The organism is Streptacidiphilus melanogenes, assembly GCF_000787835.1.
GTDB classification, from domain to species: domain Bacteria; phylum Actinomycetota; class Actinomycetes; order Streptomycetales; family Streptomycetaceae; genus Streptacidiphilus; species Streptacidiphilus melanogenes.
On sequence record NZ_BBPP01000026.1, the window covers coordinates 74301 to 88084 of the forward strand.

Annotated in this window: 13 protein-coding genes and 1 pseudogene; 4 read left to right on the plus strand and 10 right to left on the minus strand. The window is 72.5% G+C overall.

Features of this window, described 5'->3' with window-relative positions:
* Nucleotides 1-36: 36 nt before the first annotated feature.
* Nucleotides 37-1641, minus strand: coding sequence for a D-alanyl-D-alanine carboxypeptidase/D-alanyl-D-alanine endopeptidase (gene dacB / locus TR49_RS25025; protein ID WP_160311635.1), 1605 nt, complete (start codon nucleotides 1639-1641; stop codon nucleotides 37-39).
* Between the two features lie 135 nt (nucleotides 1642-1776).
* Here dacB and TR49_RS25030 point away from each other — a divergent pair, with 135 nt between their 5' ends.
* Nucleotides 1777-2271 (plus strand): inorganic diphosphatase, encoded by a 495-nt coding sequence (locus tag TR49_RS25030; RefSeq protein WP_042366185.1) that lies wholly within the window; start codon nucleotides 1777-1779, stop codon nucleotides 2269-2271.
* Between the two features lie 103 nt (nucleotides 2272-2374).
* Here the strand turns inward: TR49_RS25030 and TR49_RS25035 are convergent, their stop codons facing one another.
* Complete coding sequence (locus TR49_RS25035) at nucleotides 2375-2593, minus strand: hypothetical protein (protein ID WP_042385540.1); 219 nt, start codon at nucleotides 2591-2593, stop codon at nucleotides 2375-2377.
* Nucleotides 2594-2774: 181 nt separating this feature from the next.
* Between TR49_RS25035 and TR49_RS25040 the strand changes: the two genes are divergently transcribed.
* Nucleotides 2775-3245, plus strand: a complete 471-nt coding sequence (locus tag TR49_RS25040; RefSeq protein WP_042385542.1) for a hypothetical protein — start codon at nucleotides 2775-2777, stop codon at nucleotides 3243-3245.
* Nucleotides 3199-3768, plus strand: coding sequence for a hypothetical protein (locus tag TR49_RS43070; RefSeq protein ID WP_152627446.1), 570 nt, complete (start codon nucleotides 3199-3201; stop codon nucleotides 3766-3768). The genes TR49_RS25040 and TR49_RS43070 overlap by 47 nt, the downstream gene beginning before the upstream one ends.
* An 18-nt stretch (nucleotides 3769-3786) precedes the next feature.
* On the opposite strand, the gene TR49_RS25050 is transcribed toward TR49_RS43070, so the two are convergent.
* From TR49_RS25050 to TR49_RS25080, 7 genes are all read right to left on the minus strand, one after another.
* Nucleotides 3787-4962 carry a C40 family peptidase gene (locus tag TR49_RS25050; protein ID WP_042385551.1) on the minus strand — a complete coding sequence of 392 codons (1176 nt, stop codon included), beginning with the start codon at nucleotides 4960-4962 and terminating at the stop codon, nucleotides 3787-3789.
* 320 nt (nucleotides 4963-5282) lie between these two features.
* Complete coding sequence (locus tag TR49_RS25055) at nucleotides 5283-6269, minus strand: hypothetical protein (RefSeq protein WP_042385553.1); 987 nt, start codon at nucleotides 6267-6269, stop codon at nucleotides 5283-5285.
* The gene (locus TR49_RS25060) at nucleotides 6269-7945 is read right to left on the minus strand and encodes a threonine/serine exporter family protein (RefSeq protein ID WP_052434615.1); all 1677 of its coding nucleotides are present in this window, start codon (nucleotides 7943-7945) and stop codon (nucleotides 6269-6271) included. The genes TR49_RS25055 and TR49_RS25060 overlap by 1 nt, the downstream gene beginning before the upstream one ends.
* Nucleotides 7946-8025: 80 nt before the next feature.
* The gene (efeB, locus tag TR49_RS25065) at nucleotides 8026-9339 is read right to left on the minus strand and encodes an iron uptake transporter deferrochelatase/peroxidase subunit (protein ID WP_084725385.1); all 1314 of its coding nucleotides are present in this window, start codon (nucleotides 9337-9339) and stop codon (nucleotides 8026-8028) included.
* On the minus strand, nucleotides 9339-11429 hold the full coding sequence (efeU, locus tag TR49_RS25070) for an iron uptake transporter permease EfeU (RefSeq protein ID WP_042385555.1): 2091 nt from the start codon (nucleotides 11427-11429) through the stop codon (nucleotides 9339-9341). Before efeU ends, efeB begins: the two co-directional genes overlap by 1 nt.
* A 148-nt stretch (nucleotides 11430-11577) precedes the next feature.
* Nucleotides 11578-11970: a hypothetical protein gene (locus TR49_RS25075; protein ID WP_042385559.1), complete on the minus strand. Its 393-nt coding sequence runs from the start codon at nucleotides 11968-11970 to the stop codon at nucleotides 11578-11580.
* A gap of 166 nt (nucleotides 11971-12136) precedes the next feature.
* Nucleotides 12137-12568 (minus strand): Zn-ribbon domain-containing OB-fold protein, encoded by a 432-nt coding sequence (locus TR49_RS25080; RefSeq protein WP_042385561.1) that lies wholly within the window; start codon nucleotides 12566-12568, stop codon nucleotides 12137-12139.
* A 155-nt stretch (nucleotides 12569-12723) separates the two neighbouring features.
* Here TR49_RS25080 and TR49_RS25085 point away from each other — a divergent pair, with 155 nt between their 5' ends.
* A complete protein-coding gene (locus tag TR49_RS25085; RefSeq protein WP_042385564.1) occupies nucleotides 12724-13338 on the plus strand; it encodes a TetR/AcrR family transcriptional regulator in 615 nt (204 codons plus the stop codon).
* Between the two features lie 18 nt (nucleotides 13339-13356).
* On the opposite strand, the pseudogene trxA reads toward TR49_RS25085, so the two are convergent.
* Nucleotides 13357-13743, minus strand: a pseudogene (trxA, locus tag TR49_RS25090) (thioredoxin); the annotation flags it as partial.
* Between the last annotated feature and the right edge of the window lie 41 nt (nucleotides 13744-13784).

The following is a 13784-nucleotide window of genomic DNA, read 5'->3' on the forward strand; positions in this document are numbered from 1 at the left end:
CCCGCCCGACCCGTGGCCCGGGGCGTCGCCGGGGTGTCAGCCGCAGCCGCAGGTCGCCAGGCGGGAGGCCAGGACGTCGAGCGCCGCGCGGACCGCGTCCTGACCGCCGTCCCCCTTCGACATGAAGGCGAACGCCAGCAGCCGGCCGCTGCGGTCCACCACCAGACCCGCGAGCGTGTTGACCGACGTCAGGCTGCCCGTCTTCGCCCGGACGATGCCGAGGCCGGCCTCGCTCCCGTCGCCGCCGTAGCGGTTGTCGAGGGTGCCCGTGAAGCCCGCGATCGGGAGGCCGCTGACGACGCTGCGCAGCTCGGGGTGGGCCGGGGAGGCGTCCAGGACCAGAAGCTGCGTCAGCACCGCCGCCGGAATGCCGTCCGCGGGGCTCAGGCCGCTGGAGTCGGCCAGGTGGGTCGAGCCGAGCTGGATGCCGAGCCCGGCGAGCCTCGCCGTCACCGCTGCCCCGGCGTTGGTGAAGGTCGCCGACTTGCCGGAGGCGAGGGCCACGGCGTGGCCGAGGGTCTCGGCGATGTCGTTGTCACTGTTGGTCAGCATCCGCTCGACGATGTCGCTCAGCGGCCCGCTCTGGACCTGCGCGAGCTGCGTCGCGTTCGCGGGGGCGGTCGCCTGGGACGGGGAGGTGTCGACGTCGACGCCGTCCGCCGCCAGCGCTGCGGCGAACACGTCTGCGGCGTGTGCGGCGGGATCGGAGTAGCGGGGGGCGTCCTCCGTGCTGGTCGGATCGAGGCGGCCCTCGTCAGCGGTGAGGGCCTGGACCAGCGCGATGTTCCCGTTGACCCCGATGGGGTGGAGGGCGGGCTCGGAGAAGAGCGAGATGTCGTAGTGCAGCTGGATCCGCTGGTGCCCACCGCCGGAAGGCGAGGCGGTCGTCGAGGCCTTCGCCGAGGTGCCTGTGGCGGCGGACGGGCTCGCCTGGGCGGCCCGCAGGGCGGCCGCCGTCGCCGCCGCGAGGGCGGTGAGGCTGTCGTGGCCGCTCGACGCGGTCAGCGTCGGGTCGCCGCCGCCGACCAGGGTCAGGCCCGTGGCCGCGTCGCCGACGACCTCGGTGGTGAAGCGGTGGTCCGGCCCCAGGAGGCTCAGCGCGGCGGTCGCCGTGGCGATCTTGTTCGTGGAGGCGGGCTCCTGGGCCTGGTCCGCACCGGAGCTGTAGAGGGTGCGGCCGTCGCTGACGTCCACCACGGAGGCGGTGACATGGCCGAGCACGGGGACGCCCATCGGCCCGGCGAGCGCGCCGCCGAGGCCGGAGGCGGTCGGCAGGGTGCCGGACCCGCCGGCGGGGGCGAGCACGTCCGCGGCGTCGTGCCAGGCGGGGCCGGCGGGCTTCGGCGCGCTCGGCCGACCGCCCGGGTGGGCCGCGGCGACGGGACGCCCGGTGGCGAGCGCCCGCTCGCTCACCCGCTGGCCGCCCTGCCAGGGCCCGGCCGCGGCGATGCTGACGACGGCCAGCACAAGCCCACTGCCTGCGGCGACGCCGACGACCCAGCGGGTCGGCGCATACGCGTACCGCCGCCCGTACCGTGCGCCGTACGGCCGCCCGTACTCCCGCCACGCCCGCTCGGCCGAACGCAGCGCGGACGCGCGTATCGGCTCCGTCCGCTCCACCGCCTGCCGTGCGGCCTGCATCGCGACACGTCTCGCCGTCGCGACCGCCCGGCCTCCACGGTCCGCCCAGTTGCCCATCCGGCCCTTCCCCATTCCTGAGCACTCCACGCCGTAGGAGACACTATTGGCTGCAACCACTGATATTGGAGGAGAGCTGTGGAGTTCGACGTCACGATCGAGATCCCGAAGGGTTCGCGGAACAAGTACGAGGTCGACCACGAGACTGGTCGCATCTACCTCGACCGCATGCTCTTCACCTCGACCCGCTACCCGGCCGACTACGGCTTCGTCGACGGGACCCTCGGCGAGGACGGCGACCCGCTGGACGCGCTCGTCATCCTGGAGGAGCCCACCTTCCCCGGCTGCGTCATCAAGTGCCGCGCCATCGGGATGTTCCACATGACCGACGAGGCGGGCGGCGACGACAAGCTGCTCTGCGTCCCGGCCTCGGACCCGCGCTGGGAGCACCTGCGCGACATCCACCACGTCTCGGAGTTCGACCGCCTCGAGATCCAGCACTTCTTCGAGGTCTACAAGGATCTGGAGCCGGGCAAGTCCGTCGAGGGCGCCCACTGGGTCGGCCGCCAGGAGGCGGAGGAGGAGATCACCAACTCCATCAAGCGCCTCGCCGAGTCCGGCAAGAGCCACTGACCAGCGGCAGAAGGCACGACCGACGCCGCCGTCCCTCCGCACCGGACGGCGGCCGCACCTGAGCCCGGCGGACCCGCGTCCGCCGGGCTCCGTGCGTGACGGCTCACGCCTTGTACAGGTCGAGGCCGTCGTTCATGAACAGCTGCACGTAGCCGCAGTTCCAGCAGATCAGGCCGGTGGCCGACTCGTTCGCCCAGCCGAGGTTCAGCAACTCCATGCCGGAGCTGTTCAGCTTCACCTCGCGGTCGCGGAAGACGTCCCCCTGACAGAAGCCGCACCTGATCCACTTGTCGCCGATCGCCGCGCGCACGGGCTTGGCCACGTTCTCCCACCTCTCCTACGGTCCACCCGACCTGTGCGGCGGCCAGGGCGGGCCGCCGTGTCACACCCCGGGTATGACAAATGTCCTGCCCGAGTCAGGACGCCTGTTTCTGCCGCGGCGGCTCCCTTCCGCGGGAAGCTCGTGGTCGTCAGGGAGAGACGACGTCCAGGGGGAGACCACCATGGCGATCAGCCAGCTCAGCACCACGTTCACCTTCAGGCGGACTGCGCCGGCGCCGCTGGAGCCGGGTGAGATCAAGCCGCTGTCGCCGTGGTTCTTCGCCTTCGAGGGCCTGATGGGCGCAGCCTTCGACATCCTCAAGCTGCACCCGGACGCATGGATGGCACTCGTCGCGCTGGGTCTGGTCAACATGACGGTCGGCTTCACGGTGTTCGGACGTCGCCGCAAGCTGCTGCGGGCCATGCTGAAGAACGGTCGCAGCCGGAAGATCCTCGTCGGTCTGATCGCCCTGCGGGTGGGCGTCCACGCCGCGCTGGGCGCGCTCGGCACTCAGGTGGAGGGGACGGCCGGGCATCTGGCCATGGCCGTGGCGATGACCGGCGCGACGGTCGCACTGCTCTGGTACGACCAGCGAGTGACGTTCCGTGCGCTCGGGCTCGCCCCGACGGCGGCTGAGCCCCAGCACGCCTGACCCGGACGCGGGCTACGCGGGCCGCCCGGCGGCCCTGCCCGGCCGACCACGGGAGAGGCGGGGCCCCCGGGCGCGCCTCGACTCCCGCTGCGGCGAACGCCTGCTTCGCTGGACCAGGTCCACCCAGGAGCTGAGGCTCTACCACCCGACCGGCCAGCTGCTGTTCCCGACCGTCGGCACCCCGGCCCCCGTCGGCTACGTCCACGAGGCCCTGCGTCGGCACCCCGTCGCGGAGCTGGTTCTCTACCGGGAGATCCGGCCGCGCGAGCCGGCCCGGGAGAGCATGCGCCTGGCCTTCCTGGACGCCGAGGGGCTCCGGCTCTTCGAACTGTCCGCCTGGACGGCCGACTGGAGCTCCGTCGCCTGGATCGCCGCAGCGGCGGGACTCGCCTTCGCTCGGTACGAGCTCCCTACCGTGACCAAGCGGGAGCTGCCGGGCCGGTCCGGCCTGGTCAGTGACGCACTCTTCCCCTGGCGCGCCGCCGCCTGGCGGGCGACCCGCTCCTGGCGGCCCGGCGAGTGAGTCCGGGTCCGGTGGTGCTCAGGGACGGGCGTAGAAGGCCGGGGTGCCCATGATCCAGAGGGAGGCGGTCTTGACGACGTCGCCCGTGTGCGGGGCCTCGATGATGGTGTCGTCGCCGGTGAAGAGGGCGACGTGGAAGATGCCCTGCGGACTGCCGTCGTGGGACCAGAAGACCAGGTCACCGGGTTGCAGCTGACGGTAGGTCTCCGGGTGGGACTGCGCGTACTGGTCGGCGGCGTAGTGCGGCAGCTCGACGCCCGCGCGCTGCCAGGCGCGCATGGTCAGGCCCGAGCAGTCGTAGTTCTGCGGGCCCGCGCCGCCCCAGACGTACGGAAGGCCGAGGGCCGCTCGCGCGAAGGCCAGCACGCTGTGGACGTCGCCGGGCGCGGGCGGAGGCGGCGGGGACGCCTGCTGCTTGGCCAGGGCGGCCAGCGCGGCCAGCTTGGCTTCCTGCGCGGCGAGCGCCTCGGCGTGGGCCTCCGTCAGCTGGAGCGCGATCCGCTGGGCCTCGGCGAGGCCCTGGAGCAGTGCGGTGTGCTGCGTGTCCAGCGCGGCGACCTGCGCCTGCTGGGCGGCCAGCTGCTGCTGGGCGGCCGTCCGGGCGGCCGCGACCTTGGCCGTCGCGGCGGCAGCCGCGCGGTTGGCCTGCTGGGCCACGGCGTCCGCGCGCGCGGCCTGCGCAGCGGCGGCGACGGCCTGCCGCAACGCGCCCTGCGCCTGCTGGGCCACGCCCTGTGCGGCCTCCGCCGCGAGCTCCGCGGCGTGCGGGCTCCGGGCGGCAAGGAGCCCCGCGAAGCCGGCCAGCTGCGGCGTCCCGCCGTCCCGGTACTGCTGCGCGGCCAGCGCGCCGACCACGTCCCGTGCGCCGCGCTCCGCGAGGTCCGCGGCGCGGGCCGCGACGGAGGTCGCGGTGGCCTGGGTGGCGGCCTTCTGCTGCGCGACGACGGCGCCGTTGTACGCCTCCACCGCGGACTCCACCCGCACGTCCGTCGCCGCCTCCGCGCTCCGCGCGGCGACGAGCTGCGTCTCGACGGCCTCCACCTGCGCCTGCGCGGCCTGCGCGGCACTCTGCGCAGACGCGAGCCGCCCCGCGGACGGCCCACCCGGCCCGTTGTCGGCGACGGCCCGCGGCGCGGCGAGGACGGCTGCGAGCAGCAGCGTGGCGGATGCGAGTGCGACGGTACGGCGGTTCACACTCTCAAGTCTGGCTGCCCGTCAGAAATCCGTACCGCCGAGAGGTCCGGTCGGGTGACGCGTCGTCAGCTGCATGGCCGCCTGACCGGCGGCACCCGCCTGGCTGCATACGGGCACCGGTCACGCCGGCTCCCGGCCGGAGGCCGGGGCCGGGCGGCTCCCCATCGACGGCGAGAGCTCACGCGCCACCAGACCGGGCCCCGGCCCTGGACAACCCGCCGAGCACTCAAGCCCGGAACGGCTCCCCGCCGGAGGCCGAGGTCAGGTGGCTTCCCGCCGAAGGCTCGGGAGGGCAGGCGCCGGAGGTGGCCGCCGGCGGCCTACAGGCTGCTGCGGCGGCGGCCGGCGGCCACCGCGCGGCGGCGGCGGGCGGCGGCGCGGCGGCGGGCGGATTCGGCGGTACCGGTGGCCGGCTTCGGGCCGTGCTTGACCGCGAGGCGGTTCAGGCGGGCGAGCTTCTGGACGCGGGTCTGGTCGAGGGGGGCGTAGGCGGCGTGTTCGAGCCGGGCGGCCACCCGGTGGCCCCAGCGCTCCGCGAAGAGGTGGGCGCGGGACGGCTCCTGGCCCGGCGGCGTGGGCTTGCCCGCGATGAGGTCGAAGAACCAGGTGCGGGCGGCGTCCGCCCTGCGGTGCCAGCGGGCCTCCCGGCGCCTCGCGCGAGCGAACTTGCGCGGGCGGTAGGTGTAGCGCCAGCGCGCCCAGGGGCTTCGCGGGCGGGCCAGGCGCATCGCGGCGATCCAGGAGAGGCCCGGCACCATGATGCCGAGCATGCCGCTCCAGAACTTGCCCTTGAGCAGCGCGACCACCGTGAAGAACGCGTTGACGGAGATGACCGCGATCGCGCCCCAGCGCACCGGCGTGCCCGGGCTGACACCGAGCGGGAGATAGCCGATCAGCAGCAGCGCGGCGAAGAGGATGCCGATGATCACCGCGTCGACGGACTTGCGGCCCTGCTCGCTCCAGTAGACGTCCTCCAGGTGCAGCAGCAGGGCGAACTCGTCCAGGACCAGCCCGCAGCCGATGCCGAAGATCAGCCCGGCCACGTCGATCCATGGGTGCGTGCCGTCCGTCGCGAAGACCGTGAAGCCGGCGGCGAGCAGGAAGAAGACCCCGAAGACCACGTGGTGGATGTGCAGGCCGCCGGGGGTGACGTTGCCCGGCCACCACCTCACGCCGCGTCTGATCATCCGGACGCTGAACCGGATGAACAGGAACGAGCCGATGAACCCGACCAGCAGCAGGAAGAGCGGCTGCTTGCCGGGGTCCTGGATGTGGTGGGTGTAGTAGCCCCAGAAATGGCCGTGCATCAGAAGCCTCGGGTGCGCTTGGCCGCGCCGCGCTGCTTCGGGCCGCCGATCACGCCCTGGGGGATCTTCAGGAAGAGGCGGGCCAGCTCGCCGCCGAGGTTGACGCCGACGGCCAGCGCCAGGGCCAGCGCGGCCGCGCGGATCACCGAGAGCAGGCCCTGGATAGGCTCGTTCTGGGTGAAGGAGAGCAGCCCGAGGTAGATCACCGAGCCCGGCAGCAGCGGGCCGAGGGCCGCCGTCACGTACGGGAGCGAGGACGCGTAGCGGTAGCGGGAGGCCAACTGGCCGAAGAGGCCGACGACGGTGGCGGCGACGGCCGTGCAGACGATGGCGGAGATGCCGGCGTGCCGCAGCACCCCGAAGGTGGTCCAGCCGACTCCGCCGAGCACGGTGACGATCGGCAGCACCTGACGGGAGGTCTGCAGCAGGACGGCGAAGCAGAGCGTCAGCGCCATCGCCGCCGGCAGTTGGATCAGCGGGGCGGACTGCTGCGCGAAGGTCTGCTCCGGGTGCAGGCTCGCACCGAAGTTGACGCCGATGTACAGCACCAGCGTCACGCCCAGCACGATGCCGACGACGAGGTAGAGGACCTCGAGCAGCCGGGCGGCCGCGGTGATGTAGAAGCCGGTCAGGCCGTCGGCCACGGCCGCGACGAGGGCGCGGCCCGGCAGCAGCGCGTACAGGCCGCCGGTGATGACGACGGAGCCGCGCAGGTCGGAGCCGATCAGGGTGAGCCCCACGCCGAGACCCGCGGCCGGGGTGGCCGCGATGACGAACTGGTAGAACTCCGGCAGGCCGCGGGTGGAGATCAGCCAAGCCAGCCGGTCGCCGATCACGGAGGCGACGAACGCGCAGAGCAGCACCAGCCATGCCTGCCCGTCGGCCTTGCCGCCGACCAGCATCGTCGCCGCGCCCGCGAGCGCGCCGGTGGCCAGCGAGAGCACCCAGGTCGGATAAGGGTGCCGGTTGCGGCGGATCTCGGCGAGCCGGCCGTAGGCCTCCTCGACGCCGACCCGCTCGGAGGTGATGTCGGCGACGAGCCGGTAGACCGAGGCGAGCCGGGTGTAGTCGGAACCGCGTCGCCGCACCACACGGGTGGAGGTGACCGGCGGCTCGACCAGCGAGGGCTGGTAGGTGATCGCGATCAGCGTGAAGGTGACCTGCGGCTCGCAGCGGTCGAGACCCAGCGCGTGGGAGACGCCCAGCATGGCCGCCTCGACGTCCTCGGCGGCCTCACCGCTGGCCAGCAGCAGCTCGCCGATGCGCAGCGTCAGGTCGAGCACGCGGGCGATCTTGGGCGCGGTCACCTCCGCGGCGCGTTCCTCCGACTCGCTGCGTTCGAAGGCGGGGCGCTCGGACATCGGCGTGCGCAGCAGCGTGCGCATCCGGTCCGGCCAGGGGGCCTCGCCGGGCGCGCCGCGGCGCAGGTCCCGGCGCAGGGCCTCGACCGGGATGCCCATGGTCGGGGTGTAGCCGAAGCGCGCCCAGTCCTCGTCCGGGGCCTCCTCCTCGGAGGCCTCCAGGGAGGCCGGCGTGGTGCCGACGGGTCCGGTGGGACCGAGCAGCCCGGGGGTGACCGTCAACTCGTCCTCGGTCTGCTCCCCGGCCTGCTCCTCTGTTTCCTGCTCCGGCTGCTCCGGCTGCTCGGGCTCTCCTGGCCGCACGCCCTCGGGCACCTACCGCTCCCCTCGTACTCTGGCTCTTACCTTGCCTGATCACGAGGGGAGACGCACACTCCGGTCCGGAGCGGGGCGGCTCAGGCGGAGAGCAGTCCGCGGCCGAGCCAGTCGGAGCCGTCCTTGACGCCCGGCAGCACGAAGAAGTAGCCGCCACCGGTCGGGGAGATGTAGTCGACCAGCGGCTCGTCGATGAGCCGGGTCTGGGTGGCCTCGAACTGGCGCAGGACGTCCTGCTGGTAGCAGCAGAAGGCGAGGCCCATGTCGAGGTTGCCGACGCCGTCGATCCCGCGGTCGTAGTTGAAGCCGCGGCGCAGGATGCGGGAGTCGTCCGTCTTCGCGGTGCGCGGGTTGGCCAGCCGGATGTGCGCGTCCAGCGGGATCGCGTTGCCCTGCGGGTCCTTGGCGTAGTCGGGGATGTCGGTCTCGTTCGCGCCGTCCAGCGGGGCGCCGGTGTCCTTGCGGCGGCCGAACATCTGCTCCTGCTCGCTGAGGGAGACCCGGTCCCAGAACTCCACCAGCATCCGGATGATCCGGATCACTTGGTAGCTGCCGCCGGCCGCCCACGCGGGCTCGCCGGAGCCCGCCCCGACCCAGACCAGCTTGTCCATCTCCCGGCCGGACGTGACGTCCGGGTTGGCGATGCCGTCCTTGAAGCCCAGCAGGTTGCGCTGCGCGCCGGTGGGGCGCGGGGTGTTCTGGAAGCCGTCGATGCGCCACTTGACCTGCATCAGGCCGCGGGTGTGCTTGGCGATGTCGCGCATCGCGTGCAGCACGGCGTCCTGGCGGGAGGCGCAGATCTGCAGGCTGAGGTCGCCGTGGCACTCGGCCGGGTTGAGGTTGTCGTTGGGGAAGGTGCGCATCGGCGTCAGCTTGGCCGGGCGCTGCTTGGCCAGACCGTAGCGGTCGTCGAAGAGGGAGGCGCCCACGCCGACGGTGACGGTGAGGTCGTCGGCCGGGACCACCGGGCCGAGGATGCCGTTGTCGGACGGCGGCGCGCCCACGCCGAGGTCCGGCGGGGTGCCGCCGGAGGTCAGGAAGCGGATCCGGTCGGTGAGGGTGCGCAGCAGCTTCTCCAGCCCGTCCCGGTCCTGGGCGATGACGGTCAGCGACAGGAACGCGGCGAAGGCCGGGGCCGGGGTGGTGATACCCGCCTGGTGCTCGCCGTGGAAGGCGACGGTGCCGGTGCTGAAGTCACTGGAGGGGTCGGCGACGGCCGGGGTGGCCATGGCGCCGGTCAGCGACAGCGCTCCGCCGGCGATCGCGGCGCCGGCCGCGCCCGCGCCGAGGGCCGTCCTGACGAAGCTGCGCCGGGAGGAGCCCGGGCGCTCGCCCGATCCGTAGCCGAACGGGCAGGAGCCGGTGGCGTGCTGGTGGTCGGTCACGTCGGTCATCAGGCGGACTTCCGGATCTCGAGCAGGTCGGGAATGGGCGAGAGGTCTTCCAGCAGCTGGCCGAGCGAGCCGTTCAGCTCCGCGCGCAGCGTCGGGTCGAGCTGCTGCACGGGCGTCCAGGAGCCGTTCGACTGCTGCGCCTGCTTGAGCAGTCCCGAGAAGCGGGTCAGTTCGGTGTCGACGGTGCCGAGCAGCTCGGGGCTGCGCTTGGCGATCAGCGGGCGCAGCACCGTCAGCAGCTCCTGGGTACCGGCGATGTTGGCCTGCGCGGTGGCCAGGTTGGTTCCGCTGCCCTCGTCGGTGTCGGCGGTGAGCTCGAACTGGAGGGTGTTCTCCAGGATCTCGTGGGTGCGCAGCGGCAGGTCCGAGGGGTCGAAGTCCTGGCTCGGGAAGGCCTTGCGCAGACCCGTGACGTCGGAGGCCAGCTGGTCGGCGACCGGCGCGAGGACCGCGGCGGACTGCCCGTGCCACAGGCCGTACTCGATCCGGTGGAAGCCCTGGAAACCCGGGTCGTTCACGCCCTGCGGCAGTCCGTCGGCCCGGCCGTTGATCTTCTTGTCGAAGTCCTCGAAGGTGCCGTAGGCGGCGCCGAGGGAGGAGTACTGCAGGTGCGCGGTCAGCCAGTCCGCCTTGGCGGTGTTCAGGTCGCCCCCGTGCAGGTCGGCGGCGAGCTTGACGGTCTGCGTCTGCAGCGTGGCGAGGCCCGCGTCGACGAACTGCTTGTACTGGGCGAGCGGACCGGCCAGGTCCTGCTCGGAGACGGGCAGCACGGCCGCCACTGAGCCACCGCCGGAGACGGTGACGGCCGCGGAGGTGACGGCCTTTCCGCCGGTCGGCACGCAGCGCCAGGCGTACTGGCCGGAGCCGATGGTGGCGACCAGCGCCCGGGTGGTGCCGGGGGCCAGGCCCTCGATCTCGCCGTAGACGGCGTTGGTGGCCGGGTTCACCAGGTAGACCTCGGAGGTCTGCGGGCCGGTGTTGTGCATCTGGAAGGTCTGCTGGCCCGGCTGCGGGGCGGTGAAGCCCTTGCCGCACTCGGTCGGCGAGACGGAGACGGTCGCGGCCGCGGCCTGCTTGCCGTCGGAGGAGGCGATGACCACCCCGGCGACGACCGCAGGGACGGCGACGACGGCCACCGGCACGACCCAGCGGCGGCCCCGCGCGGGCGCTTCGGCGTCGGCGTCAACGTCGGCGGCGGTCTCGGCGGTCTCGGCGGTCTCGGCCTCGGCCGACTTCGGAGCCGGCTTCGCGGCGACCGGCTTCGGAGCGATCGGCTTGGGGGCGCGCAGCCCGCGGACGAAGAGCGTCATCACGGTGCCCAGGTAGAGCACGTAGGCGACGACCTGGAGCCAGGTCATCTGTGTGGTGAGGTTGAGGACGCCCTGAACCAGGGTCGCGTACCAGGAGTTCTGGTCGATGCTGCCGCTGAGGTCCACCGCGAAGGCGGTCCCGCCCGGCAGGACGCCGCCCTCCTGGAGGTCGCGCAGGCCGTAGGCGAGCACGCCCGCGGCGATGACGATCAGGCCGACGCCGGTCCAGGTGAAGAACCTCGTCAGGTTGATCTTCAGCACCCGCCGGTACAGGCCCCAGCACAGGGCCCCGGCCAGGACCAGGCCGACGGCCGCGCCGACCAGCGGACCCGTGGACTCGCCGGCCGTCTGCGCGGTGGTCCAGATGAACAGCGCGGTCTCCAGGCCCTCGCGGCCGACGGCCAGGAAGCTGGTGAGGATCAGCATCCCCGACCCCATGGCCAGGGCCGCCGTCACCTTCTCCTTGATCTCGCCGGAGAGGTTCCGGGCGTTGCGGCGCATCCAGAACACCATCGCCGTGACGAAGGCGACCGCGATGACGCTGAGGCAGCCGCCGAACGCCTCCTGGGCGGTGGCGGAGAGGTTCGCCGAGGTGAAGGTCAGGATCGCGCCGAAGCTGAGGGAGAGCCCGACGGCGGCCAGAACGCCCGTCCAGACCTGCGGGAGCCGGCCTCTCTCCTCACCGCGGACAAGGGTCGCGACGAGGATGGAGACGATCAGTCCCGCCTCCAGCCCCTCCCGCAAACCGATCAGGAAGCTGGGGAACGCGTCGTTCCACATCCTTGGCCCCTCCCCCGGGGCCGTTCGCCCGGACGCACACGTATGGCAGCAGACGCCGACCACCCCTCGGCGGTTAGCTTAGGCATACCTTACTAGCGCCCTCGAGATTGTCGAACAGAGCCTCCCTCTCGATCTCGAACGGCTTCGTTCACCGCACGCGCACGGTGACGACCTGCGAGGTGCGGTCCACGACCAGCCGGCCGTGGCTGTTACGGCCGACCAACTGGGAGCGGAAGGCCAGCACCCCCGGGCGGGCCGCGCGCACGGTCGCACGCAACACCCCCTCCCGCCCGCAGACGACGACGCGCCAGGCCCCGCGGCCGACGCGCTCGTCCAGGCACAGACGGACGGGATTACCGCCGAAGTCGTCCGAGGAGCCGCGGGCGCTCAGGCCGATGCGCTCCCCCGGCGCGACACTGCGCGCACTGACCTGGATCGCGATGGACGACTTGGCGAAGGCGGGCCCGGCGGTCGCGACGGCGAGGCCGGTGGCCGCCAGGAGCGAGGCGGCGACGAAGGAAGAGGCGCGGCGTGTGGACATGACGATCCCTCGATCCGTCACAGGCTGATTCACAGGCCGACGGTGTACGGGCTGCTGCGGAACACGTTCGGCCTGCCGAGACTGACAGATCGAGGGGGACGGTTCAATCAGCCGAAAGGCGGGGAACGCGGGTTCGATCGGGGGATGGCGACGGAAGGCGCCCAGCTCAGGCCGCCACCGGGCGGAACACCGGCCGCAGCGACCCGTCACCCGTCTCGGCGACCTCCAGACGCACGGGCGCGCCGCGCCAGATCCGGTGGGCGGGGGTGGGGGCGAGCCGGGCGCGGACCCGGAAGCCCTCGTCCAGCTCCACGACCGCGGTGCGTTCCTGCCAGTCGTCAGGGCCGACCGCCTGCGGCAGGGCGTGGATCCGCCCGTGTCCGCTGCTGCGCTCCCAGACGAAGTCCGCCCCGCCGCAGGTGGCGCACAGCAGGCTGACGCTGCAGAACCGCGTCGAGCACCACTGGCACCGCTGGTAGCGCAGCTCGCCGTGCGCCAGCCCGTCGCGGTAGACCTCGGCCGGATCTCTCGTCGTCACAGCCTTCGCCGTCGCAGCCTCGGCCGTCACAGCCTTCGTCGTCCCCGCCGCGCTCGCCATCAGTTGCCTCCTCCAACCCTCACGAACGATCGTTAAGCTAGGGCCGAACGGAGCCGATGTCCAGTAGGTCGCCGGAAACGGAACGGAACCTGGGTACAATCCCGAACGATCGCTCAGTCCCGTCATGCCCCGTCACGTCATAAGGACAGGCTCGAATGCGCCCTGCCGGTCAGACCGCATTGCTCGAAGCCGCACGGCAGGAGTTCGCCGAGCGGGGCTTCGGCAGTGCCTCGATCCGGAACATCGCCGCCCGGGCCGGGATGAGCCTCTCCGCGATGTACCACTACTACTCGGGCAAGCAGGAGCTTCTGCACGCGCTGCTCGACGAGGGCATGGACCGGTACTTCGCCTCGGTCGCGGCCGAGCTCGACTCCGTCGGCGGCGTACATGGCGCGCCGGCCGACCGCCTCGGCGCGGTCGTGGCCGCGACCACCCGGTTCCGCGCGGAACACGCGGCACGCAGCAACATCCTGCTGCTGGAGGAACGGAGCCTGGAGCCGGAGCGCCTCGAGCTCTACAGCCGACGGCAGGCGGAGGCCACCAACCTGTTCCGCGACCCGATCGAGGCCGGGATCGCCTCGGGGGAGTTCCACACCCCCTACCCCGACGAGGCCAGGCGCGGGGTCATCGCCATGTGCAACGCCGTCGCGCAGTGGTACCGCACCGACGGCCCGCTGACCCTCGGCGCGCTCGTCGACCGGCACGTCGAGCTGGCGCTCACGCTGGTGGAGTACCGGCCGCAGCGCAGCTTCGCCGCGCGCGGCCGGTAACACCCCGGAACGCGTCGATCAGGCCTCGGACTGCTTGGCCTGCTGCTCGGCCACCTTGGCGCGGACCTCGTCCATGTCCACGGCACGGGACTGCGTGATCACCTCGGCGAGGGCCGGGGCGGGCAGCGCACCCGGCTGCGCGAAGATGACCGTCCGGTCGCGGATGACCATCAGGGTCGGGATGGACCGGATGTCGAACGCCGCGGCCAGCTCCTGCTGCGCCTCGGTGTCGACCTTGGCGAAGACCAGGTCCTGGTTCTCCTCGGAGGCCTTGTCGTAGACGGGCGCGAACTGCCGGCACGGACCGCACCAGGACGCCCAGAAGTCGATCAGGACGAAGTCGTTCTGATCGACGATTTCGTTGAAGTTGTCCTTGGTCAGCTCGATGGTGGCCATGTCGTGGTTCCGCCTTTCCGGCCGGTTCTCGGCCTTTGCTCACAACGGCG

Bases quoted from the DNA above. Each gene is read 5' to 3' on its own strand.
- dacB (WP_160311635.1), bottom strand. From the start codon at position 1,641: ATGCAGGCCGCACGGCAGGCGGTGGAGCGGACGGAGCCGATACGCGCG.
- TR49_RS25040 (WP_042385542.1), top strand. From the start codon at position 2,775: ATGGCGATCAGCCAGCTCAGCACCACGTTCACCTTCAGGCGGACTGCG.
- TR49_RS25055 (WP_042385553.1), bottom strand. From the start codon at position 6,269: ATGCACGGCCATTTCTGGGGCTACTACACCCACCACATCCAGGACCCC.
- efeB (WP_084725385.1), bottom strand. From the start codon at position 9,339: ATGACCGACGTGACCGACCACCAGCACGCCACCGGCTCCTGCCCGTTC.
- efeU (WP_042385555.1), bottom strand. From the start codon at position 11,429: ATGTGGAACGACGCGTTCCCCAGCTTCCTGATCGGTTTGCGGGAGGGG.
- TR49_RS25075 (WP_042385559.1), bottom strand. From the start codon at position 11,970: ATGTCCACACGCCGCGCCTCTTCCTTCGTCGCCGCCTCGCTCCTGGCG.
- TR49_RS25080 (WP_042385561.1), bottom strand. From the start codon at position 12,568: ATGGCGAGCGCGGCGGGGACGACGAAGGCTGTGACGGCCGAGGCTGCG.
- TR49_RS25085 (WP_042385564.1), top strand. From the start codon at position 12,724: ATGCGCCCTGCCGGTCAGACCGCATTGCTCGAAGCCGCACGGCAGGAG.